The following is a 22,639-nucleotide window of genomic DNA, read 5'->3' as shown; positions in this document are numbered from 1 at the left end:
TCCTTTCCAAAATCAGAGATTGAAGCCCCGCACGACCCGGATTTCCGGGCCCAAAGCCTCCACCAGCGCCACAGGCGTATCGCCCTCGGCTGCCAGCATGAGCCCTTGCTTGCGAGGGTCCCCGGGCAGTGTCCGGCCTTGTCTCAAGGCCATCGCCTGCTGCGAGGTGACGGGGAGAGCCGGGATGTCGTCCAGCCCTGCCGTCAATGGCAACATATGCTGCGCAATGGCGCGCCCTTTACCAGCATCGCTCAGAATGTCCAGTGAAATAGCCCGATCCAGGGTGAACGGACCGGCCTTTACCCGGCGCAGCATCGTCACATGCCCGACCGTACCGAGCGCCAGCGCGATGTCCCGCGCGAGGCTGCGGATATAGGTGCCTTTCGAAACATGGGCAGTGAGGGTGACGGCTTCAAGGGTTTCGCTGGCGGCCTGCTCATCCTTGAGGCCTCCCCCCGTCCCGTTCGCATCGAGCGAAGTCGAGATGCCTTCGCCCAGCTCCGCGGTGTCTCGACTTCGCTCGACACGAACGGAGGTGGGGGCGCTGACGGAGAGACCATGCACCGTCACCGCCCGCAGTTTCATCTCCACCTCTTCGCCCGCCCGCGCCCGGTCATAGGCGCGCTGGCCGTCCACCTTGATCGCGCTGTAAGCTGGCGGGGCCTGTTCGATCGGGCCGGTGAATTGCGCCAGCACCGCCTCTACCTGCGCCAAGGTCGGCCGCACATCCGACGTCGTGATTACTGCACCCTCCAGATCGAGCGTGTCGGTCTGCGCGCCGAAGCAAATCGTGAAGTCGTAGATCTTGTCGCTGTCCAGCATTCGCCCGGCCAGCTTGGTCGCCTCTCCCACCGCCACCGGCAGCACGCCTGTCGCCAGCGGATCGAGCGTACCGCCATGGCCGACCTTCGCCTTGGGCAGGCCGGCCTCGCGCAGCGCGCGCTTGACGGCGCTCACCGCCTGGGTGGAGCCAAGGCCCAGCGGCTTGTCGAGGATCAGCCAGCCATGCAGCGGCTTGGGCCCGGTGTCAGGCATAGTGTCGGGATCGTTCATCGGCTGCCCATAGCGAGGCATATAGCGCCTGTCAGGCCCCGCTGGCCGCAAGGGCCGGCGCGCGTGCCTTGATCTGTTCATCGCGTGCCTTGATCTGTTCATCGCGTGCCTTGATCTGTTCATATTGTAGCCATAGGCATGCTTATAGGCGCAAGGGTGGGTTGCGCCCCCGCCCGGCACGCCCAGTCCGGTGCCAATGCAGTTGAGGTCCGTTGATTTACAGCATCCGCTCCGGCTTCCAGCGTCTGACCGGACGGGCCCGGACCCGATTTGGCGAGCGCGCGACGGCGTTTCTCCTCGCATTGGTGGTGGAGGGACTGATCGTGCTGGCGCTCATCGCCTTTGCTCCCTCCCCTTTCGAAGCCCGCGAAGCGCCCGACAAAAAGGTCCTGACATTCGACGTCGCAATCCCGCCCGACCCGGCGCCCGAACCTGAACAGGCCGAGCCAGAGCAGGCTGAACCCGAGCCGGTTCCCGAGGAAGCCAAGCCCGAACCGGAGCAACAACCCGAGCCGGTCCCCGAGCCACCGCAGCCGCCCAAGCAGCCCGTGCCAAAGCCGATCGTCACACCGCCGGCGCCGCGCAAGCCCGCCTTCATCGAGATGAAGCCGGACCAGATGGCGGCTGTCGATCTTCGCGCGATCCGCCCGGCCGCCCCCGCCCCGCCGGCCCCCGCCCGCCCAGCAACGCCCATGGGACCACCGAACACCGGACAACCAGCCGATACACCGCTGGTCGACGGCACTGGTCCCAATGGCGAACCGCTCTACGCCGCCAGCTGGTATCGCGAGCCTTATCCCGAGGAATTGCGTGGCTATCTCTCGACCGCGCGCAGCCAGGGCTGGGGCATGATTGCCTGCCGCACGGTTGCCGATTATCGCGTGGCCGATTGCGTGCCGGTGGCAGAATATCCCAATGGATCGGACATCAACCGCGCGATTCTGGCCGCCGCATGGCAGTTCCGCGTGCGCCCGCCCCGTGTCGGTGGCAAGGTGCTGGTCGGCCAATGGGTGCGCATCCGAATCTCATACGAGCAGCGTCCTGCCGGTGCTGCGGGCAGGCCGTGATCGACCGGAAATGACTCTGTCAAAAAATCATGCGGACGCCACCAGCGCCTTGTCTTGCAGCGCGTGAAGCCTCTACAAGGCGCCTTTCCTTCCACAATCCAATATAGGCGAGTGATCCATGACCGGCACCCAGCAGACTGCTTCCCAGATCTCCGATGACATTGCCCGCGTTTTTGCCCTGCAAAAGGCAAACCAGTGGAATGTCAAAGCCACCACCGCTGCCGAGCGCCGCCTCAAGCTGACCAAGCTCAAGGATGCCGTCGCGTCCCACGCCGACGAGATCGTCGCGGCGGTGCTGGAAGATACCCGCAAGCCCGAGCCGGAAATCCGCGTGACGGAAGTGCTGAACATCCTCGGCAACATCCAGCTCATTCTCGACAATCTCGATGACTGGATGAAGCCGACCGAAGTCACGCCTTCCAAGGTGGAGACCGACCGCGCCCAGATCATCTATGAAGCGCGCGGCGTCTGCCTGATCCTCGGCCCGTGGAACTTCCCGCTCGGCCTCGTCTTCGGCCCGCTTGCCGCTGCCGTCGCGGCCGGCAATTGCTGCGTCCTCAAGCTCACCGACCTGTGCCCCGCCACCGAGAAGGTCGCCGCCAAGATCGTGAAGTCGGTCTTCGAGGAGAATGAGGTTGCCGTGTTCGAGGGCGATGTCAGCGTCGCCACCGCACTGCTCGACCTGCCGTTCAATCACATCTTCTTCACCGGCAGCACGCGGGTCGGCAAGATCGTGATGGCCGCCGCCGCCAAGCATCTCGCCAGCGTCACGCTGGAGCTAGGCGGCAAGTCGCCGGTCATCATCGATGAGGGTGCGGACGTCGAGAAGATCGCGGCCGATCTCGCTGGCGCCAAGCAGTTCAACGGCGGCCAGGCCTGCATCTGCCCGGACTATGTGTTCGTGAAGGAAGACCAGAAGGCAAAGCTGGTCGAGGGCTTCAAGGCGAACGTCGAGAAGAATCTCTATGAGAACGGCCGGATCAAGAAGGAAGGCATCGCCCAGGTCGTCAATCAGGCCAACTTCAGTCGCGTGAAGGGCCTGTTCGACGATGCCGTGGCGCAGGGCGCTACCGTTGCAGCTGGCGGCGTGCTGGAGGCGGAAGACCGCACCATCCACCCGACCATGCTGACCGACGTCAATCCGCAGATGAAAATCCTGCAGGAAGAGATTTTCGCGCCCATCCTGCCCGTCATGACGTACGACAATCTCGATCAGGCGATCAGCTACATTGAGGAGCGCGACAAGCCACTCGCGCTGTATGTCTACAGCAATGACGAAGCCAATGTGCAGAAGATCCTCAATCGCACCTCGTCAGGCGGCGTGACCGTGAACGGGGTCTTCTCGCATTATCTGGAGAACCGCCTGCCCTTCGGCGGCGTCAACGGCAGCGGCATGGGCAGCTATCATGGCTATTTCGGCTTCAAGGCCTTCAGCCACGAGCGCGCGGTGTATATCCACCAGACGGCCGTCTGAAACGCGGGCTGAATATTTGTGCGGAGCGGAGGGGCAGCCCCTCTCCGCTCCCGCATCCCGCGCCGGTGAACGAGCGGGCTTACTTCTTCTTCGGGGGCGGCCCGCTCTCGACAAGCGATTTGAGCGGGTAGCGCGTGCCAGCCACGACAATCGCGCCGAACCGGTCGAGCCGATCGAGGCCCTTGGTCTCGAAGCCGATGGATTGGGCAAAGGGCAGGTCCGGTGCGCCGGTCATCAGTGTTGCCAAATACCATTGCCCGCCACTGGCCTGCACATAAATCTGATCGTCACTGACCGCCTGCCAATCGCGAATGCCGCGCTGGTCGACAAAGGGGATCGACGCTTCCTTGCCGGCGCCCGCTTGCGCGGCCGGCTGGGCAATGACGGGCGCGCCAGCCAGCAGCAGCGCGCTTGCCAGCATCGCTTTTCTGAAATGGGTCATGGCGTGCATCCTTCCGATAATGATGTGAGTCCGGATCATGGCGTTACGATAGCATGACACGCGTGAAGCGGCGATGAACCGTTCGGCGCTGCATGATATCGCTTCATCGCAACTCTAGAATCGCCGCATGGCGTCGCTGAAATGCCGCCGGCACAGAGCAACATAACGATCATTGCCGCCGATCTCCGTCTGCGCGCCTTCCCGGACCGCCTCGCCGCGCTCGTCCACCCGCAGGTTCATCGTTGCCTTGCGTCCGCAATGGCAAACCGCCTTGAGCTCGACCAGCGTATCGGCAATGCCGAGCAGCACCGCCGAGCCCGGGAAAAGCTTGCCCTGAAAATCGGTGCGCAGCCCGTAGCACAGTACGGGAATGCCCAACTCATCAGCCACGCGCGCAAGTTGCCAGACCTGTTCTGGCGAGAGGAACTGCGCCTCATCCACCAACACGCAGGCAATCGGCCCTTCAAGATGCGCCGCCTGGATGCGCCCGTGCAGATCGGTCACGGCATCGAAGCTGTTGGCGGCAGCGCGCAGGCCAATCCGGCTGCCGATGCTGTCCTCTGCTTCATCATCACCCTCCCGCGCTGTCCCCTGCGCCGTCCAGAGCATCGTCGCCATGCCCCGCTCGCGATAATTGAAGTCCGCCTGCAGCAGATTGGTGGACTTCCCCGCATTCATCGAGGCGTAGTAGAAATAGAGCTTGGCCATGCCGCAGCTTTGCCTCCGCGTTGCCTTTTCGACAAGCGGTGAGACGCCGCGCCGGCCACGCCCGGCCATGACCGGCCCTTTCGCTTTCTATTCCAACGCCATCGTGCTACACCATACGGGCTTAACGTCGCCTTTGACGGATATCGGACCGCTTCAGCGTCCCCCTTTGTCCCCATCTAGCCTCACGAAGCCGGGACGCGCGAATGCATCGCGCGTGCCCGATTACCATTTGGGAACAAGGATACCCAATATGACCATCGGAACAGTCAAGTTTTTCAATGCCGACAAGGGTTATGGTTTCATCGCGCCGGAAGACGGCGGCAATGACGCCTTCGTGCACATCTCGGCCGTCGAGCGCGCCGGCATGCACACCCTGCAGAAGGATCAGCGCATTTCCTACGAGCTGGAAAATGACAAGCGCGGCAAGGCTTCGGCCGTGAACCTTCAGGCTGTCTGAAGAAAAGGGCTGCCCGACGACCGGGCAGTTTGAAGATACAGGGCCGGGCGGCATCGTCGCCCGGCCTCCTCGCCCGAAGTGGCGAAACGGAGCTGAATTCTACGCATGAAAAAATACAAAGAGCCGGACTTTCAATCACGCATTGCTGCCGCAGCCGATGCCCGCAACGAAGTGATGGCAAAATTGCGCACGCGCGCGCCCGTCGATCCGGAAGTCGCTGCTGCCCGCGCTGCCGCCGCACAGGCACAGGAAGCTGCCCAGCAGGAAAAGCATCGCCTCGCCCGGCTGGCCGCGCAAGAGCGCAAGGCCGCCAAGCAGGCCAAGGCTGAGGAAGCCGCCGCTGCAAAGGCAGCCAAAGAGGCAAAGAAAAAGCCCGAACTCACCGAAGCCGAACGCAAGGCCGCCCGCGACGCGCGCTACCTCGCGCGCAAGAACCGATAAGATGTGGGCCTGCGCGGTTCCGCTCCGCGCAGACTTCACTCACCCCCCTTTCCGCCGGGAGCCGATAATGAGCCGCGAGACGATCAAACCCTTCCTCATCACCAAGGACGATGGCGGCAATTTCCGCCTGACGGTGCGCGAGACGCGCTATAATTCGCAGGGCTATCCGCTGGTCACCTCCACGCTGCAGGACGAGACCTTCACGACGGCCACGCAAGCCCGCGCCTTCGCGCGTGACACGTTCAAGGCAGAGCCGGGGCAATACGCCACCAAGTGACGGCGTCGCCCGGCTCAGCGAGCCGTGGATTGCCTCTCGAACACCGCCCGCTGCGACGCGAAGGCACGCTGGAAGGCGGGCCGCGCCTCGCCGCGTGCGACATAGGCTGAGAGAGCCGGATAGCCCTTCAGCAGATCCGAGCTGCCGAGCCGCCGCAGCACCGTTATCATCATCAGATCGCCCGCGCTGAATGCACCGTCCAGCCACGCGGCCTCGCCGAGCCGCGCGGAGAGGTCATCCAGCCGCGCCCGGATACAGCCTTCCAGCATCGGCAGGCGCGCGTCATACCAATCCTTGTCGCGATCGACATGCCCGGCCGTCTCGCGCTCGAGGATCGGCGGCTCCACCGTGCTGAGCGCGGCAAACATCCACGCAATCGCGCGCGCCCGTCCGTCCATATCGGTCGGCAACAGACCGACATGCCGCTCGGCAATGTGGAAGACGATGGCGCCGGATTCGAACAGAACCAGCCCATCCTCCTCATAAGTCGGGATTTGCCCGAACGGCTGGCGCATGCGGTGCGGCGGCTGCTTCATCGCCGCGAAGGAGACGAGGCTCACAGCGTAGGGCTGCCCCACTTCCTCCAGCGCCCAGCGGACCGGCATGTCGCGCGCTAGGCCACGGCCGCGATCCGGCGAACTCTCAAACGCAGTAATCGTAATGGTCATGGCAATGCCCCCGGACGGACGCATGATGCCCGTGCAAGCGGCGCTCGACAATATCAACCGGATCAGCCCGGCGCGCGAACGATCAACGGATCATCACGCCGGGCTCTCACTCCTCTTCGTCGACGATGTCCTGCGCGACCTTGGGTGAGCGCAGGATCGCATCGATGTGGCTGCCTTCCTCGAAGCTCTCATCGCTGAGGAATTTGAGCTTGGCGGCGAACTTCATCTTCACGCGCTTGGCGACCTCGCGCTGCAGATAGGCGGTGTTGGTGCGCAGTGCCTTGAGCACCACCTCTTCATCCCGCCCCAGCAACGGCTTCACGAACACTGTCGCATGGCGCAGATCGGGCGACATGCGCACTTCCGTCACCGTCACGACGTGACTGGCGAGCACATCGTCATGCACGTCGCCACGCTGGAGCACGTCCGCCAGCACATGGCGCACCTGCTCCCCCACCCGCAGCAACCGGACGGAAGGTTCCCCCGAACCGCTCATGACTTACCTCCTTCGCGGCGCGCCGGACGTCAGAGCGTCCGTGCGCGTTCCTCGACTTCGAAGAGCTCGAGCGTATCGCCGACCTTGATGTCGTTGGTGTTCTCGAGCACCGCACCGCACTCCATGCCGGCCCGCACTTCGGACACGTCGTCCTTGAAGCGCCGCAGCGAGGCGATGGTGGTTGCCGAAACGATGACATTGTCGCGCGTGAGGCGTGCGTTGACGCCCTTGCGGATGACGCCATCCTGCACCAGCAGGCCGGCCGCCTTGTCCTTCTTGCCGGCCGGAAAGACCTGCAGGACCTGTGCGGCACCGATGACCGTCTCGATGCGCTCCGGCGCAAGCTGGCCGGCCATTTCGCGCTTCACTTCCTCGATGAGGTCGTAAATCACGTCATAATAACGCAGCGAGACCTTGTCGCGCTCGGCAAGCTGACGCGCCTTGGCATTGGGACGCACGTTGAAGCCGATCAGCGGCGCACGGCTGGCGGCGGCCAGCGTCACGTCGCTCTCGGTGATCGCGCCCACACCGGAGTGGAGCACACGCACCTTGATCTCATCCGTAGAGGCGCGGGTGAGCGATCCGATGATCGCTTCCACCGTGCCCTGCACGTCGCCCTTGATGACGACCGGATATTCAATGACCTGCGTGTTGAGCGCCGAGAACATATGCTCGAAGCTCGTCGGGGCCGCCGTGGTGCGCTTGCGTGTCGCCAGCTCCTGACGATAGGCCGCGACCTCGCGGGCACGCGCCTCGCTCTCGACCACGCTGAGTTGGTCGCCCGCCATCGGCACCCCGGCAAGGCCAAGCACCTCGACCGGAACCGAAGGCCCTGCTTCCTTCACCTGCTGGCCCTTGTCATTGACCATGGCGCGGACCTTGCCCGAATGCTCGCCGACGACGAAGATATCGCCGACCTTGAGCGTGCCACGACCCACGAGGATCGTCGCGACCGGACCACGGCCCTTGTCGAGCTGCGCTTCCACGACCGTGCCTTCAGCGGCGCGTTCGGGATTGGCCTTCAACTCCAGCAGTTCGGCCTGCAGCAGGATCTTGTCGATCAGGTCATCGAGGCCGGTGCGCTTGAGCGCGGAGACTTCCACGTCCTGCGTGTCGCCGCCCATATCCTCGACGATGACTTCATGCTCGAGCAGACGCTCGCGCACGCGCTGCGGATTGGCATCCGGCTTGTCGACCTTGTTGATCGCCACGATCATGGGAACGCCGGCGGCCTTGGTGTGGTTGATCGCCTCGATGGTCTGCGGCATCAGCCCGTCGTCCGCCGCGACCACCAGGATCACGATGTCGGTAACGTTGGCGCCGCGCGCGCGCATCTCAGTGAACGCTTCATGGCCCGGCGTATCGAGGAAGGTGATGATCTCACCGCCCTTGGTCTTCACCTGATAGGCGCCGATATGCTGGGTGATGCCGCCTGCTTCGCCCGCCACCACATCGGTGCCGCGCAGGGCATCGAGCAGCGAGGTCTTGCCGTGATCGACATGGCCCATGATCGTGACGACGGGGGGACGCGTGACCAGCGATTCCGCTGCATCGACATCGCTCGCGGTATCGATCTCGATATCGGAATCAGAGACGCGCTGGATGCGGTGGCCGAATTCCTCGACCAGCAGCTCGGCCGTATCCTGGTCGATCGTCTGGTTGACGGTGACCGCCATGCCCAGCTTAAAGAGCGACTTGACGAGGTCCGCGCCCTTTTCGGCCATACGGTTGGCGAGTTCCTGAACGGTGATCGCCTCCGGCACGATGACATCGCGGGACTGCTTCTCGCGCGGCTGTGACGAGCCGGAGAAGTGCGAACGACGCTCCTTCTCGCGGGCACGGCGCAGCGCGGCGAGGCTGCGCGCGCGGGCGCTGTCATCATCGGCGAGCGCACGGTTGACGGTGAGCTTGCCAGCCTGACGACGATCGTCGCCACCCTTCTTGCGCTCGACCTTGGCCGGTTCCGGACGCTTGATGACCGGCGCGGCCACAGGCGTGAAACGACGGGGCGCGGGACGCTCGGGCGTCGCGCCGGTCGCGGCCTTGGGAGCCTCTTCGGCAGGTGCCGCGGTCTCTGCAGCCGCAGGTGCCGCCGGAGCAGCCTCTTGCGCGGGCGCCTGGGCAGCTTTTGCTTCGACTTCCTGGCGCTGGCGCTCGGCTTCTTCCTCCGCGCGGCGATTGTCCTCAGCGCGGCGCTTCTCTTCCTCGGTCGCGGCCAGGCGGGCGGCCTCTTCACGGCGGCGCGCATCTTCCAGCGCGGCCATGCGGGCTTCCTCGGCCTCGCGCAGCAGCTTGGCCTGCAGCTCCTGCCGGCTCATCAGGCTATCCGTCGAGGAGGCGCGCGGTGCCGGCGCCGGGGTCGGCGCAGGACGGGCAGCGGGCGGCGGCGGCGGTGCCGGCGGCGCGACGGGCGCGGCCTGCTCGGGCACGGCGCGCGCCGTCTCTGCCTCACCGGGTTTGCCGATGACGCGACGGCGCTTCACCTCAACGACGACCGTATTCTTCCGGCCGTGGCTGAAGCTCTGCTGCACCTGGCCGGCCTCGACCGTCCGCTTGAGACCAAGCGGTTTACGGCCCAGAGTCGGCTTGTCTTCCCTATTGTCACTCATCGACGCAATCTAACCCTTCATCTTCCATCCGGCGCACCCCCGCAGAGGTGACCCGAGTCGTTCGTCCTCACGCCAGAGGCGCGGGATCATCGTCCATATGCCTGACGACTGCCGAACCGGAGCTCGGCGCCGCGTTAGCGCATCCCAGATAGTTTTGCCAGCGACCGAGCAGACCGGACAGGCGGCCTGCCGCAGCAGCGTTTGTCACCGCGATATGGACGACATTGTTTCTGCCCAATGCCATAGATAGGGCGTCGCGGTCCACCGGCAAGCGTGTGCCGGCAAATTCCTCGCCTTCCCGCTCCTCGCCAACCCGCCACGCCTGATCCAGCTTGCGCACCCCGTCATCGCCGGCATCCGCCGCGTGGAGCAGCATGCGGACCTGTCCGCGCCGGGCCGCGACATCGATCTTGTCGAAACCGGTGGCGAGATTGGAAGCCTTGGCCTCCAGCCCCAGCCGCGCCATGAAATCATCGCGCAACGCAACCGCGATCCGCTCGGCCAGATCGTCCGGCACGGTAAGCGGCTCACCCTTAAACGCCCGCGCCAATGCGCCGCGCAGCCGGCCCTTGACCATGGCCTCCTCCAGCGTCGCGCGATCGACACCCAGCCAGGCGCCGCGCCCCGGCGCCCGCGCGCGGACATCCGGCAATACGTCGCCATCGGGCGAAATAGCCAAACGGACCAGCGCGGCGGGATCGCCATGCTCGCTGGAGAGAATGCAACGACGCTCAGACATGGGCACCTCCTGTGAGTTGCCCGTCTAAGACCATCGCCTCCAAACTTCCGTTCGTGTCGAGCGAAGTCGAGCCACGATAGGACTGCGCTCGCGTGTCTCGACTTCGCTCGACACGAACGGGATGGATGAGCATTTTCTCGTTTAGCACAGTCCAGCCCCCCGCTTCCGCAGGAGCAGCCGGGCGCGCAGCGATGATTGGAAGCCTCAGCCTCTCATTGGGAGGAATTCGCAGCATCGGCGACCTCCCTTTGCGCGGCTTCCCGCTCGGAAACGAGGATGCCCGCAGCGCCCCAGTTGTCCGCCGACACCTCATCGATGACGACGAACACCTGCTCGGGCCGCTTGCCGAGGCGATCGACCAGCGAACGCGTAACATCGGCGACCAGAGCCGCCTTCTGTTCGCGCGTCACGCCTTCGATCACCTCGATCTTCACATAGGGCATCAGGCGTTGCCTTCCACTTCACCCTCAGCGGCGTCATCTACAGCCGGCTCGTCCTCGAACCAGTGCGCGCGGGCCGCCATGATGATCTCGTTGCCCTGCTCTTCGCTCAGGCCATATTCGGCGAGAATGCCGCCCTTGTCCTCGGAGACTTCGCGGCGACGGCGCGGGTCGTTGCGCTTCTTGGCCACCAGCTCATCGGTGGCGAGATCGGCGAGATCGTCCAGCGTCTTGATGCCTGCCTTGCCCAGCGTAACCAGCATAGCCTCGGTGAGGTGCGGCATCTCGGCCAGCGCATCGTCGACGCCAAGCCCACGGCGCTCTTCGCGCGCGGCCGCCTCGCGGCGGTCCAGCGCTTCCTGCGCGCGGCTCTGCAGCTCCTGGGCCAGCTCGTCGTCAAAGCCCTCGATGGAGGCCAGCTCGTCGATGCCGACATAAGCAACTTCCTCCAGCTCGGTGAAGCCTTCGGCCACCAGCAGCTGCGAGAGCGTCTCGTCCACGTCCAGCTCGTTCTGGAACATCTCGGAGCGCTGCACGAACTCGCGCTGACGCTTCTCGCTCGCGTCCGCCTCGGTCATGATGTCGATGGCCTTGCCGGTGAGCTGGCTGGCGAGACGGACGTTCTGGCCGCGACGACCGATGGCGAGGCTGAGCTGATCGTCAGGCACGACGACCTCGATGCGCTCTTCCTCCTCGTCAATCACCACGCGGGCGACCTGGGCGGGCTGGAGAGCGTTGACGACGAACGTCGCCGTGTCCTCGCTCCAGGGAATGATGTCGATCTTCTCGCCCTGCATCTCCTGCACGACGGCCTGCACGCGGCTGCCCTTCATGCCGACGCAGGCGCCGACCGGATCGATGCTGCTATCGCGGCTGATCACGCCGATCTTGGCGCGCGAGCCCGGATCGCGGGCAGCGGCCATGATGGTGATGATGCCGTCGTAAATCTCGGGCACTTCCTGCGCGAACAGCTTCTTCATGAAGTCGGGGTGCGCGCGGCTGAGGAAGATTTGCGGGCCACGGTTCTCGCGGCGCACATTGAGGATCAGCGCACGGACGCGATCGCCGACGCGTACGACTTCGCGCGGGATCTGCTGATCGCGGCGGATCACACCCTCGGCACGGCCAAGGTTCACGACCACATGGCCGAACTCGACCGACTTGACGACGCCGGTGATGATCTCACCCACGCGATCCTTGAATTCCTCGAACTGGCGCTCGCGCTCGGCATCGCGCACCTTCTGGAAGATCACCTGCTTGGCGCTCTGCGCGTCGATGCGACCGAGGTCGACGGGCGGCAGCGGATCGACGATGAAGTCGCCGATCACGGCATCCTTTTGGAGCTTCTGCGCGGCCTTGAGGTCGACCTGCTTGAAATAGTCCTCGACCACCTCGACCACTTCGACGACGCGCCACAGGCGCAGGTCGCCGGTCTCGGGATCGAGCTTGGCGCGAATGTCGTTCTCGGCGCCGTAGCGCGCCCGCGCGGACCGCTGGATCGCGTCTTCCATCGCCTCGATGACGATGGCCTTGTCGATCATCTTCTCGCTTGCCACCGAATTGGCAATGGCAATCAGCTCGGCCTTGTTGGCGGAAATGGCGTTGGCCATGAGAGTCAGTCTTCCTGTTCCTGGGTGACGATTTCGTCCGCGCCCTCGGTGGAGAGCGGGACAGTAGCAGAAATCAGCGCATCGGTCAGCATCAGCTTGGCGCTGTCGATATTGGCAAAGTCCACGACGATGCGGCCGGCCTTGGGATCATCGACCAGCACCTGCTCGCCCTCGATGCCCGCAAGAATGCCGCGCACCTGCTTGCGGCCATCCTCCATGGGCGTCACGAAATGAACGCGTGCCTCATGCCCGGCCCAGTCGCTATAGTCCTTGAGGCGGGTGAGCGGCCGGTCGATACCCGGCGAGCTGACCTCCAGACGATAGGCGTCCTCGATGAGCACATCGCCCGCTTCTTCCAGCGCATCGAACTTGTCCGAGATGCGGCGCGAGAGGCTGGCGCAATCATCGATGTTGAGTTGGCGCGTATCGGGCCGCTCAGCCATGATCTGCAGCGTCCGGTCATCGCCTTGGCCGAAGAGCAGCACGCGCACGAGATCGAGCCCCAGAGCCTTTGCCTCCGACGCAACAACCGTCTCGATCCGCGCAATATCGCTCATTCGCACTCCCTATGCCTGCGCCTCGCCCGGACATGGACACGCGACAGGGTTTCGCCGCCGGCCCCTTTCGGCGCCGACCCCAACTTCGCAACGATGTCAGGAAAGCAAGGGCCATATAGGCGGAGTCGCAGTTGAAGGCAAGCTGCATGGCAAACGCCGCGAGCGGGATTGCAGCGAGCCGCACCTTGAAGCTTCAAGGGAAGAGGCAGGCGAACCTCACCGGAACTTGCACCCGGTGGAAAGCGCCTGACTCTGTCGCTGCCTCAGGTGCCGGCCCCGTCCGGGCCGATTGCCCCCGGCAACGCTACTTCGGGCGGCGAAGATGCCGTCCGACGGTATTTGAGGGAACTTTTTGATCGCGCATGACGCCACGAGCCCATTTGCAGAGAAACCCTAAGATTGAAAGGTTTAGACGCGATCTTCGTAGTCGAACGCCGCCCTCGCGCCAGTGAACTGTTCAATTTCGGGTCACATTGGATGGTTAACCGATCATCAACATCTTTGACAGGACTGAAACGGAAAAGATATCTGCAAGACCTCAGGTGGGGTGACCTTTGACAGATGCAAAGCGCCAGATGGAGCCGGATTACCGGCCTCCCGTCATGGGCGCACGCATTTCCGGGGGCAAAACCTGAAAGTTAATATCTGTGGGAGTTATAGATCATGTTTCACAAGTCTTTCAGGAAAGCCGTACTGCTGTCGGCTGCCACCATTGCCGCGACGGCAATGCTGCCGGCTTCCGCCTCGGCAGCCACCTTCTTGCTGACCAGCGGCAGCAATAGCGACGGCTCCATCGGCAACGTGCGCACCTACACGGGCTCGGACGGCACCAAACTGGAAGTCACGGCTTACAGCCTCAACGGCACGACGCTGTCGAAGGCTGCCGTCGGCGCCTACACGCCCGGCCTCGGCGTCCTCAATGGCCCCAGTGACGACTCGCACACGGTCGACAACAGTGGCTACACGGACATTCTGGTGTTCCAGTTCGACAAGATGGTCACTGTCGACAAGATCGGCCTCGTGAGCTTCGGCGACACCGACATCAATTACGCCATCGGCAGCACCAACGTGGCCTTCAACAGCACGTTCACGATCGCGAACTATTCGACTTTCAATTCCCTGTTCGGCACCACGATCCTGTCGAACGGCAATGGTCAGGACCAGAACCGGGATATCAACCCGAACAATCTGTCCGGCAACCTGTTCTATGTGGCTGCAGCCTTCTCCAACTCGGGCAGCAACGACAGCTTCAAGGTCAACGGTATCACCTACGCCGTCACGCAGACGTCCGCTCCGGTTCCTGAGCCGGCCACCTGGGGCATGATGATCTGCGGTCTGGCCGTCACCGGCTACGCCATGCGTCGTCGCAAGACCAACGCGACCATCAGCTTCGCCTGATCGCTCAGGAAAAGTCGATATGAGAAAGGGGAGCTTCGGCTCCCCTTTTTTGTCAGCATCTCCGCGCCAGCGGTCGTGCCTCTATGCTTCGTCTTGGTCAACGGTGTGCGCCAAGCCATTGTTATAGAACGGCCTACCGTCCCGCCGCTCTTGTCGCTATGGTCGGACATCCCACCCCTCGCCGGAGATCCGCCCATGAATGTCCGCAAGCTCGGCCTGACCTGCGCCTTCAGCCTCGCCATTGTCGCCTGCGGCAGCGCGTCCGCGCCCGATGCGGTCAAGGCGGCAAGCGGCGCACCGTTCCAGACCACGGAAGTCGCGCAGTTCGCTTCCCCATGGGCCATGGAATTCCTGCCGGACGGGCACATGCTGGTCACGCAGAAGGAAGGCGCGCTGATCCTGCTCGATCCGCAAAGCGGTCGCAAGCAGACGGTGAGCGGCACGCCCAGCGTGAAGAGCGACGATCAGGGGGCGCTCATGGATGTGCGGCTCGCGCCAGATTATGCGACCAGCAAGACGATCTATTTCAGCTTTTCGGAAGCCGCCGAGGGCAAGAAAAGCCGCGTCGCTCTGGCGACCGCAAAGCTGGACCCGACAGCAGCGACACTGAGCGACGTGCGGGTGATCTTCCGGGGCGACGATCGCTCCGACAAGGGTGGCCATTATTCCGGCCGAATCGCCTTCTCGCCGGACAAGACCCGTCTCTTCTTCACCGCTGGCGACCGCCAGTTGATGACGCCGGCGCAGGAGCCGGGCGCGACGCTCGGCAAGGTCCTGCGCCTCAACCTTGATGGCAGCCCGGCAGCCGGCAATCCGCTCGCGGCGAAGGGCTTCCACCCGGCCGTTTGGTCCTATGGCCACCGCAATCTGCTCGGCATTGTCTTCGATGCCGATGGGCGCCTGTGGGAAATGGAAATGGGGCCGCGCCATGGCGATGAGATCAACCTCATCAAGCCCGGCCTCAATTATGGCTGGCCCAACGCCTCCATGGGCAATCATTATAACGGCAAGGCCATCCCGCACCATCAGCCGGGCGACGGCTATGAAGCGCCGAAGGTCTTTTGGGTGCCGGCCATCTCGCCCGGGGGACTGGATTACTACAATGCCGACCTCTTCCCGCAGTGGAAGAACTCACTGTTCATCACCGGCCTCTCCGGCAAGTCGCTCGACCGCATCGCGCTTGATGGCGAAACCGCGACCAAGGTCGATCACTGGGACATGGGCGCGCGCATCCGCGCGGTACGCGCCGGACCGGACGGCGCGATCTGGCTGCTTGAGGACGGAGAAAATGGCCGCCTCCTCAAGCTGACGCCCGCAGCCTGATCCAGCCGCGCGCCGCTTCGCGCTCGGTCAAGGCGCGCGCGGCCTCGGTCATTGCTCCGGGCCGGCCCACCGCTTATGGGCCGGCTCAACAAAAGACCGACTGGAGAAGAGCGCCTATGTCATTCCGTCCGCACCGCATCACCTTGGGGGCGGCTCTGGCCCTGGGCGTCGCATCGCCCGCGCTCGCCCAGACCACCCCTGCGATACCGCCTACCGCCCCCGCTCCGGCCAAGGTCGACCTCTCCCAATTGCCCTTCACGATCACCGAGGTGGCCACCTTCGATTATCCCTGGTCGATGGCCTTCCTGCCTGATGGGAAGCAGCTGGTGACCCAGAAGCGCGGGGCGATGGTCCTTTTCGATCCCCGCACGGGCGACAAGACGGTACTGCTGGGCACGCCGACCGTCGTCAGCGAGGGCCAGGCCGCGTTGATGGACGTGGTGCTCGCACCGGACTTCACCGCCAGTCGCCAGATTTATTTCAGCTTTTCCGAACCCGGCGAAGGCAAGGAAACCGGCACCGCGCTGGCCACCGCCACGCTTGATGAAGCAAGCGGCGCGCTCAAGGATGTCAAGATCATCTTCCGCGCGACGCCCAATATGGTGAGCGGCGCCCATTATTCCGGCCGCATCGCCATCGCGCCGGACAAGCGCAGTCTGTTCTTCACCAATGGCGAGCGGGCCAAGTTCGACCCGGCGCAGGACCCCAAGTCGACGCTCGGCAAGGTGCTGCATCTCAATCTGGACGGGACGCCCGCTGCCGGCAATCCGCTGGCGGCCAAGGGCTTCCATCCCGCTATCTGGACCTATGGCCAGCGCAATCTGACCGGCCTCGCCTTCGATGCGAATGAGCGTTTGTGGCAGGTCGAAATGGGCCCGCTGGGCGGCGACGAGCTGAACCTCGTCAAGGCCGGCGGGAATTATGGCTGGCCAACCCGCTCCTATGGCGACCATTATGACAAGCGCCCCATCCCGGACCACAGCGCCGATGACGGGTTCGAGAAGCCCAAGCTCTACTGGAACCCCTCGCTCGCGCCGTCCTCGTTGGCTTACTACAATGCCGACCTGTTCGCGGGCTGGAAGAACTCGCTGTTCATCACCGGCCTGTCCGGTCAGGCGCTGGTGCGGATTTCGCTCGATGGCGAAACGGCGACCAAGGCCGATCATTGGCGCATGGGAATGAGGCTGCGCAATGTGAGGGTCGGGCCGGACGGCGCGCTTTGGCTGCTCGAGGACAGCCCCAAGGGCCGGATGCTCAAGCTGACGCCGAAAGGCTGAGCGAGCCTGAGGGCGGTCGCTGGCTCTAGGCGTCCGCCCAGCGGCGCAGCAGATTATGATAGACCCCAGTCATGCGGATCACTTCGGCATGGCCCTGCCCCAGCGTGGCGGCCAGTTGCTGGATGCTGCTGTCGAGATCGAACAGGATCTGCCGCTCACCGTCGTCGCGGATCATCGATTGCAGCCAGAAGAAGCTCGCCACCCGGCGACCGCGCGTCACCGGCTCCACCCGATGCAGGGAGGATGAGGGGTAAAGCACGGCATGGCCGGCCGGCAGCTTGACCTGCTGCACGCCGAATTGCGTCTCGACTGTCAGCTCACCGCCATCATAGGCCTCGGGCCGCTCGAGGAAGATGGTCATGGACAGGTCCGAGCGGACGCGAAAGCCGGTGCCGGCCTGGATCCGCACGGCATTATCGACATGCACGCCAAAGGACTGCCCACCCGCATAGCTGTTGAACAGGGGCGGAAAGATCTTGAGCGGCAGCGCTGCGGCAATGAACAAAGGATTGCGGCCCAGCGCGTCGCGGATGATCTCGCCGGCCTGTTGGGCCTGCGGCGCCTCCTCTGGCAACTGAAGATTGTTCTTGGCCAGCGCCGACTGATGGCCGGAGGTGACGTTGCCATCTACCCACGCGGCGGAATCGACGAGATCACGCACCTTGGCGAGCGTCGGCCCGTCGAGCACCTCTGGAATGGGGATCAGCATGAAGCGCCTTATGCGTTGTCTTGGGGTTGAATGACGAAGGGGATTTCCACCACGCCTTTCACAAAAACCGGCTGGCCATCACGCAAGGTGGGCCGCCAGCGCCAGCGCTTGACGGCATCGAGCGCGGCCTTGTCCAGCCGAGTGAAACCGCTGCTGCGCGCGATCCTGATATCTTCCACGCAGCCATCGAGGCCCACGGTCAAGGCCAGCAGGACCACGCCCTGCTCCCGCTTGCGGCGGCTCTCAATGGGGTAACGCGGCGCCTTGCCGGCCACCATTTGCGTGCCCAGGTCGCCGCCGTCGGTGACCGAGGGCACTGAGACCGGTGCGGCGGCCGGACTGGGCGGCGCCGGCGGCCCCGGTGCCATGACGGGGACGACCGGAATATCCGGCCTTGCGGCCACCATCGGCGGATCAATCCGTGGAATATCGATCTGTGGCCGCGGCACAACCACCTCCGGCGCGGCGGGCGGCGGTGGCGGCGCGTCGACGGGCGGCGGAGGCGGCGGCGAAGAGATCAGATTGACCGTGAAGACCTTGGGCGCCTCACCGACCTTGAAACTGGGCCCGAGGCGGGTCACAAGCGCGAACAACCCGGCATGGATCAGGATGACGAGCAGCACGACCAGCGGATTGAACCGCCTGCCCTGCCCATAGCGCCCCTGACTTGCCGAGTGTGAAATGATCACCGCGGACACCCCTTTTCGCCTGCCGCTATCAACGAACAGGCCCATTCCGTCAATAATGCGAATCAATATTACCAGACGTTCGTCGGATCATTGATGTGGATCAGGGGCGAACCGCTTTGGGTCGGTTCGCCCCTGCCCCCCACACTCAGTAGCTGTAGGTCAGGCTGAATACGGCGGACCGCCCCACCCCCGGCTGCGCCCAGCTGTTGTTCACATTGGTCCGCACCGTGGTGACATAGTCCTCATCCGTCACGTTCTGCACGTTCACCTGCGCCAGCAACCGCTCGGTCACCGGATAGGCCAGCATGATCCGATGCAGCGTATAGGCAGGCACATAATAGACCGGCGTCGCCGTCGGGTTCATCGAGTGGCGACCCTGATAGGTCAGGCCATAGCCCACTTCGAGACCGAACGGGAACTTGTAGGTGGTGAACAGGCTGCCCGAATGCTTAGGCGTTGCCGAGAGCGCCGTGCCGGCCGTCGGATCGGGATTGGCCACCGTGTTGCCGCAGCTTACCGGATTGGCCAGACAGAAGTCGGACACGCCCTGGATCAGCTTGCTATCCAGATACATGTAGTTGGCGAAGATCGACCAAGCTTCGGTAATGTTGCCCGTGGCGCTCAGCGACACGCCGTTCACCCGCGAGCGGCCATCGAGCACCTGATCGGGGATCGTGGGATCGCCCGAGGCCACGCGATACTTGTCGCGCTCATTGCGGAACACCGCCGCTGCGAGTTGCAGCTTGGCGTCGAACAGATCGGCCTTCACGCCAATTTCGTAATTCTTCGCCGATTCCGGTTCGACGTTGCAGGTGTTGACAGCGCAGCTGCCATCAACCGAACCCTTGGACGGTGTGCGCGAATTACCGACCGCCACATAGGCGCTGACGTTTGGCATCGGCTTGAACACCGCGCCGACACGCCAGGAAAAGAGATTGTCCTTCGCCTCGAACGGGCCGGTCACCACGCCGGTGGTCACGTTGCGCGTCTGGGTCGATCCCTCGAACCGCTCATAGCGCACGCCGCCGTTGATCTCGAACATGTCCGAAAGCTTCATGGTATCGAACAAATAGGCCGCATAGCTGGTCTGCTCGCCAACATTGTAGCCGGTCTGAATGTAGTTCTGGGGGCCAGTGTAGATGTTGCTGCCATAGACGCGCGCCAGCGTTCCTGCCGGTGCGACCGGTCCCGTGAGGACGGCGCCGGGATTGGCGATGTTGGTGAGCGGATAATAATTCGGGGCGGCATAGGGATTGCTGCCGTCGGCACCGCGCAGGATGCTGCCATTGTTCAGCGTATAACGCTCCCACAGCAGCGATCCGCCGAGAACGAGCGTGTGCTCGATGCCGCCCGTCGCGAACTCAGCGCTCAGGTCGAGCTGGTTATAGGCGGTTTCGTTGCGGATGTGGCGCGCCGTGCCGCGGCCCCCAGTCGGCAGATAATAGCCTGCAGGGACGACCAGCGTGCTGCTGCCGATCGCGACGGTGCAGGCGCTGCCATCCGGCTGCAGACCGCTCGCCAGGCAGAAGGTGCCCGTGGGCTGGCTGGTAACGGTGTACTGGCTGACATTCTCATAGCGGGTGAGATTGCGCACCTTCACCGTGTCGCTCAGTTCGTGCGAGAAAATCGCCTGTACCGAATCCGTGACTGACTGCTGCGTGTCGACATTGGCAAAGCCGTAATAAGCGCTTTGGTTGAAGTCGGGCAGATAGCCGCCCTGAGCCGCATAATAGCGCAGGCCGTATTGCGGCATGCCCTTGTCGTCGAGATGCTCATATTGCAGCGTCAGGCTGGTCGGCCCGTCGATGCCGATGGTGACAGCCGGCGCCACGCCCCAGCGCTCGTAGAACTCCACGTCCCGGCCGGGCACGTCGTTCTTGTGGTAGACCGCGTTCAGCCGCACCGCGATCATGTCGCTCACGCGCTTGTTGAGATCGACGGTGCCGCGATAATAATTGTCCGTGCCGACGCCGGCCTGAACCGACATCTTGTCGTCCGCCAGCGGCTTCTTGGTCACCAGATTGATCGACCCGCCAACCGAGCCCGCGCCGCTGAACACCGAGTTCGCGCCATTGGCGACCTCGACCTGCTCGATATTATAGGTCTCGTTGCGGTTCATGATTGCGCCGCTGCGGACGCCATCGACCGCGATATCGTTGTTGGCCGAATAGCCGCGCAGGTTGATGCGGTCGCCATAGCCGAAGCCGCCCTCGCCGGCGCCAAAGGTGATGCCGGGCACGGTGCTCAGCACTTCGCGTAGCGTGAGCAGGTTCTGCTGCTGCAGCGTCTTGGCGCCGATCACCGTCACCGTCTGCGGCGTATCCAGCAGCGGACGCGTATATTTGGGCGACTCCGCCCGCTCGACCTTGATCTCGGACTCATCGATGGCCGTGTCGGTCACGGTCATCCCGCCCAGACGGCGCCCCTGCTCGCCATCCTGCGCGACAGCCGGCGCTGCAAACGCGACGGCGCTGACGCAGCCAAGCGCGAGAAAGGAAGTGAGATTGGCGGATTTACTCATGCGGCGTTCCCCAGTTGGTGTCATCGATCGCTATTGCGAGTCGGTCGCACCAATTAGGATATTGCGAGTGATTTGCAACACATGATTTGCGGTCAGTGTTGAGATTTACAACTTTTGGGTTCTGCAACGTGGATGACCGCGACTTCCCTTGCGTGTGCTGAATCGGCAGTCCTTATGCGCGCTTGGTGCCGCAGTTGGGCCGAGCGGCGACTGGTCTGTGATCAGAAACGACGCGGGAGTTGGCAGCCTTGGGTCTGACCCGGCCACCAACTCCCGTCCGTGATCTGCAGTCTAATCTAGCGAGGAGCGAGCGTCTGCCCTTCTCGCCTCTTAGGCGTCCGCCAAGGCCCGCTTCGCGTCTGCCTCCAGCGACCGCCCAGCGAGCAGGAACATCACCCCCGCCAACAGCGCCGTCACGACGATGACCAGCATCGAATAGCGCACGGCCACATCACCCAGCGTGGGGTGCAGCACGTCATTCAGATAGCCCACGACCAGCGGGCCGAGCGCCTGCCCGATCAGCGCAGCGCTGAACAGCAGGATGGACGTTGCGACAGCGCGCATCCTCAGCTTCGCCACGCTCATGACCGCCGCGAACACCGGGCCCTGATGGATCAGCAGGAGGAACGCCGAGGCCGCATAAGCCGCCAGCCAAACCGCCGTATCCTCGGCGAGCAGGAAGATCAGCTCAGCAGGCGCGGCAAGCAGACAGGTGATCGCCGGCAAGGTCATGCGCCAGTGGCTGGCCTTGCGGCTCAACCGGTCGATCAGCAGACCGCCCAGCACCACGCCGGCCACGCCGAACACACCCCGGATCGGGCCGATGGTGGCGGCCACTTCCACCAATGTCAGGCCATGGACGCGCGTCAGGAATGTCGGCGTCCACACGCTTGCGGCAAAGACATTCAGCCCCATCAGCGTGGCGCCGATGACCAGAAAGACATAGGCACGCTGCTTGGCGAGAAAGGCCATGCTCGCCTTGAAGCTTTCCCGCGCCGCACGCTCGATGCGCTTGGCTTCGGACGCCCCGCGCTCCGGTTCCTTGACGGTGAGGAAGAACAGCAACGCCAGGAATACGCCCGGCATGCCCGCCACGACGAACATCGCGCGCCAGCCATGTTCATGGCCCACCCAGCCGACGATAGGGAAGAAGAGGATCGATGAGATCGAGACGGCCGTACCGAAGATCGAGAAGGCCAGCGGGCGGCGCTCCGCGCGGAACAGGTCGGATATGATCGAATTGGACGGCGCAATGCCGCACGCCTCGCCCGCGCCCATGAGGAAGCGCGCGATGGCGAGCTGCCAGATGTTGGCCACCCAGCCGGTCACCATCGTCATCAGGCTCCAGAAAGCGAAGCCGACAGCAATGATATTGCGCCGGTTGTAGCGATCCGCCGCCCAGGCAATGGGCACGCCGAGGATGGAGTAGAACAGGAGGAAGGCCAGGCCGGACACCAGCCCGAGGGCGGTGTCCGAGACGTGCATCTCCGATTTGATGGAGGGCAGCGCCAGCCCCAGCAGGGAGCGATCGAGATAATTGAAGGCCGAAACCAGTGTGAGGAACCCGAGGCCGTAAACGGCGCTGAAGTTCCAATCCTTCACGCTCCCGTCAGGACCAGAGCCAGTCGGGGGCGCCGTTGTTTCGGCCATCGCATCTCTCCCAGTTTATAGTCACCCGGTTATG

22 protein-coding genes are annotated in these 22,639 nt (G+C 64.0%); 8 read left to right on the top strand and 14 right to left on the bottom strand.

Translation table 11 applies throughout. The features are described 5' to 3' along the window. Nucleotides 1-12: 12 nt before the first annotated feature. A complete protein-coding gene (gene truB, locus M2341_RS05620; protein ID WP_264585993.1) occupies nt 13-1,011 on the bottom strand; it encodes a tRNA pseudouridine(55) synthase TruB in 999 nt (332 codons plus the stop codon). A gap of 254 nt (nt 1,012-1,265) precedes the next feature. Between truB and M2341_RS05615 the strand changes: the two genes are divergently transcribed. Both M2341_RS05615 and M2341_RS05610 read left to right on the top strand, forming a co-directional pair. Beyond that, nucleotides 1,266-2,120 (top strand): hypothetical protein, encoded by an 855-nt coding sequence (locus tag M2341_RS05615; RefSeq protein WP_264584547.1) that lies wholly within the window; start codon nt 1,266-1,268, stop codon nt 2,118-2,120. A gap of 118 nt (nt 2,121-2,238) precedes the next feature. After that, on the top strand, nt 2,239-3,594 hold the full coding sequence (locus M2341_RS05610) for an aldehyde dehydrogenase family protein (RefSeq protein WP_264584546.1): 1,356 nt from the start codon (nt 2,239-2,241) through the stop codon (nt 3,592-3,594). Nucleotides 3,595-3,673: 79 nt separating this feature from the next. Here the strand turns inward: M2341_RS05610 and M2341_RS05605 are convergent, their stop codons facing one another. Both M2341_RS05605 and M2341_RS05600 read right to left on the bottom strand, forming a co-directional pair. After that, nucleotides 3,674-4,036 (bottom strand): DUF6491 family protein, encoded by a 363-nt coding sequence (locus M2341_RS05605; protein ID WP_264584545.1) that lies wholly within the window; start codon nt 4,034-4,036, stop codon nt 3,674-3,676. A gap of 114 nt (nt 4,037-4,150) precedes the next feature. Further along, nucleotides 4,151-4,744, bottom strand: coding sequence for a thymidine kinase (locus M2341_RS05600; protein ID WP_264585992.1), 594 nt, complete (start codon nt 4,742-4,744; stop codon nt 4,151-4,153). 250 nt (nt 4,745-4,994) lie between these two features. On the opposite strand from M2341_RS05600, the gene M2341_RS05595 reads away from it, so the two are divergent. From M2341_RS05595 to M2341_RS05585, 3 genes are all read left to right on the top strand, one after another. Beyond that, a complete protein-coding gene (locus M2341_RS05595) occupies nt 4,995-5,201 on the top strand; it encodes a cold-shock protein (protein ID WP_181558994.1) in 207 nt (68 codons plus the stop codon). 105 nt (nt 5,202-5,306) lie between these two features. Then, on the top strand, nt 5,307-5,642 hold the full coding sequence (locus tag M2341_RS05590) for a DUF6481 family protein (RefSeq protein ID WP_181558993.1): 336 nt from the start codon (nt 5,307-5,309) through the stop codon (nt 5,640-5,642). Nucleotides 5,643-5,709: 67 nt separating this feature from the next. Next, a complete protein-coding gene (locus M2341_RS05585; protein WP_181558992.1) occupies nt 5,710-5,919 on the top strand; it encodes a hypothetical protein in 210 nt (69 codons plus the stop codon). Nucleotides 5,920-5,933: 14 nt separating this feature from the next. On the opposite strand, the gene M2341_RS05580 is transcribed toward M2341_RS05585, so the two are convergent. From M2341_RS05580 to rimP, 7 genes are all read right to left on the bottom strand, one after another. Continuing rightward, on the bottom strand, nt 5,934-6,587 hold the full coding sequence (locus M2341_RS05580) for a glutathione S-transferase family protein (protein ID WP_264574693.1): 654 nt from the start codon (nt 6,585-6,587) through the stop codon (nt 5,934-5,936). 106 nt (nt 6,588-6,693) lie between these two features. After that, nucleotides 6,694-7,083, bottom strand: coding sequence for a 30S ribosome-binding factor RbfA (gene rbfA, locus M2341_RS05575; protein ID WP_264574692.1), 390 nt, complete (start codon nt 7,081-7,083; stop codon nt 6,694-6,696). A gap of 29 nt (nt 7,084-7,112) precedes the next feature. Next, nucleotides 7,113-9,692 (bottom strand): translation initiation factor IF-2, encoded by a 2,580-nt coding sequence (infB, locus tag M2341_RS05570; RefSeq protein ID WP_264584544.1) that lies wholly within the window; start codon nt 9,690-9,692, stop codon nt 7,113-7,115. A 67-nt stretch (nt 9,693-9,759) separates the two neighbouring features. After that, the gene (locus M2341_RS05565; protein WP_264584543.1) at nt 9,760-10,431 is read right to left on the bottom strand and encodes a DUF448 domain-containing protein; all 672 of its coding nucleotides are present in this window, start codon (nt 10,429-10,431) and stop codon (nt 9,760-9,762) included. A 212-nt stretch (nt 10,432-10,643) separates the two neighbouring features. Continuing rightward, entirely contained in the window at nt 10,644-10,874 is a 231-nt protein-coding gene (locus tag M2341_RS05560) for a tautomerase family protein (protein WP_181558987.1), read from the bottom strand. Further along, nucleotides 10,874-12,481, bottom strand: coding sequence for a transcription termination factor NusA (gene nusA, locus M2341_RS05555; protein ID WP_264584542.1), 1,608 nt, complete (start codon nt 12,479-12,481; stop codon nt 10,874-10,876). The genes M2341_RS05560 and nusA overlap by 1 nt, the downstream gene beginning before the upstream one ends. A 5-nt stretch (nt 12,482-12,486) precedes the next feature. After that, nucleotides 12,487-13,038 (bottom strand): ribosome maturation protein RimP, encoded by a 552-nt coding sequence (rimP, locus tag M2341_RS05550; protein ID WP_181558985.1) that lies wholly within the window; start codon nt 13,036-13,038, stop codon nt 12,487-12,489. Nucleotides 13,039-13,701: 663 nt separating this feature from the next. On the opposite strand from rimP, the gene M2341_RS05545 reads away from it, so the two are divergent. From M2341_RS05545 to M2341_RS05535, 3 genes are all read left to right on the top strand, one after another. Further along, nucleotides 13,702-14,436 carry a PEPxxWA-CTERM sorting domain-containing protein gene (locus M2341_RS05545; protein ID WP_264584541.1) on the top strand — a complete coding sequence of 245 codons (735 nt, stop codon included), beginning with the start codon at nt 13,702-13,704 and terminating at the stop codon, nt 14,434-14,436. A 195-nt stretch (nt 14,437-14,631) separates the two neighbouring features. Next, nucleotides 14,632-15,759: a PQQ-dependent sugar dehydrogenase gene (locus M2341_RS05540; protein ID WP_264584540.1), complete on the top strand. Its 1,128-nt coding sequence runs from the start codon at nt 14,632-14,634 to the stop codon at nt 15,757-15,759. 116 nt (nt 15,760-15,875) lie between these two features. Continuing rightward, nucleotides 15,876-17,036 carry a PQQ-dependent sugar dehydrogenase gene (locus M2341_RS05535; protein ID WP_264584539.1) on the top strand — a complete coding sequence of 387 codons (1,161 nt, stop codon included), beginning with the start codon at nt 15,876-15,878 and terminating at the stop codon, nt 17,034-17,036. 25 nt (nt 17,037-17,061) lie between these two features. Here the strand turns inward: M2341_RS05535 and M2341_RS05530 are convergent, their stop codons facing one another. From M2341_RS05530 to M2341_RS05515, 4 genes are all read right to left on the bottom strand, one after another. Beyond that, complete coding sequence (locus M2341_RS05530) at nt 17,062-17,745, bottom strand: Fe2+-dependent dioxygenase (protein ID WP_264584538.1); 684 nt, start codon at nt 17,743-17,745, stop codon at nt 17,062-17,064. Between the two features lie 8 nt (nt 17,746-17,753). After that, the gene (locus tag M2341_RS05525; RefSeq protein ID WP_264584537.1) at nt 17,754-18,443 is read right to left on the bottom strand and encodes an energy transducer TonB; all 690 of its coding nucleotides are present in this window, start codon (nt 18,441-18,443) and stop codon (nt 17,754-17,756) included. A 136-nt stretch (nt 18,444-18,579) separates the two neighbouring features. Further along, the gene (locus M2341_RS05520) at nt 18,580-20,955 is read right to left on the bottom strand and encodes a TonB-dependent receptor (RefSeq protein ID WP_264584536.1); all 2,376 of its coding nucleotides are present in this window, start codon (nt 20,953-20,955) and stop codon (nt 18,580-18,582) included. A gap of 330 nt (nt 20,956-21,285) precedes the next feature. Continuing rightward, a complete protein-coding gene (locus tag M2341_RS05515; protein ID WP_264584535.1) occupies nt 21,286-22,605 on the bottom strand; it encodes a spinster family MFS transporter in 1,320 nt (439 codons plus the stop codon). Nucleotides 22,606-22,639 lie beyond the last annotated feature (34 nt).

The organism is Sphingobium sp. B7D2B, from assembly GCF_025961895.1.
GTDB lineage: Bacteria > Pseudomonadota > Alphaproteobacteria > Sphingomonadales > Sphingomonadaceae > Sphingobium.
The sequence above is the reverse complement of the archived record's forward strand: the minus strand, read 5'-3'. Positions and strand labels throughout refer to the sequence as shown.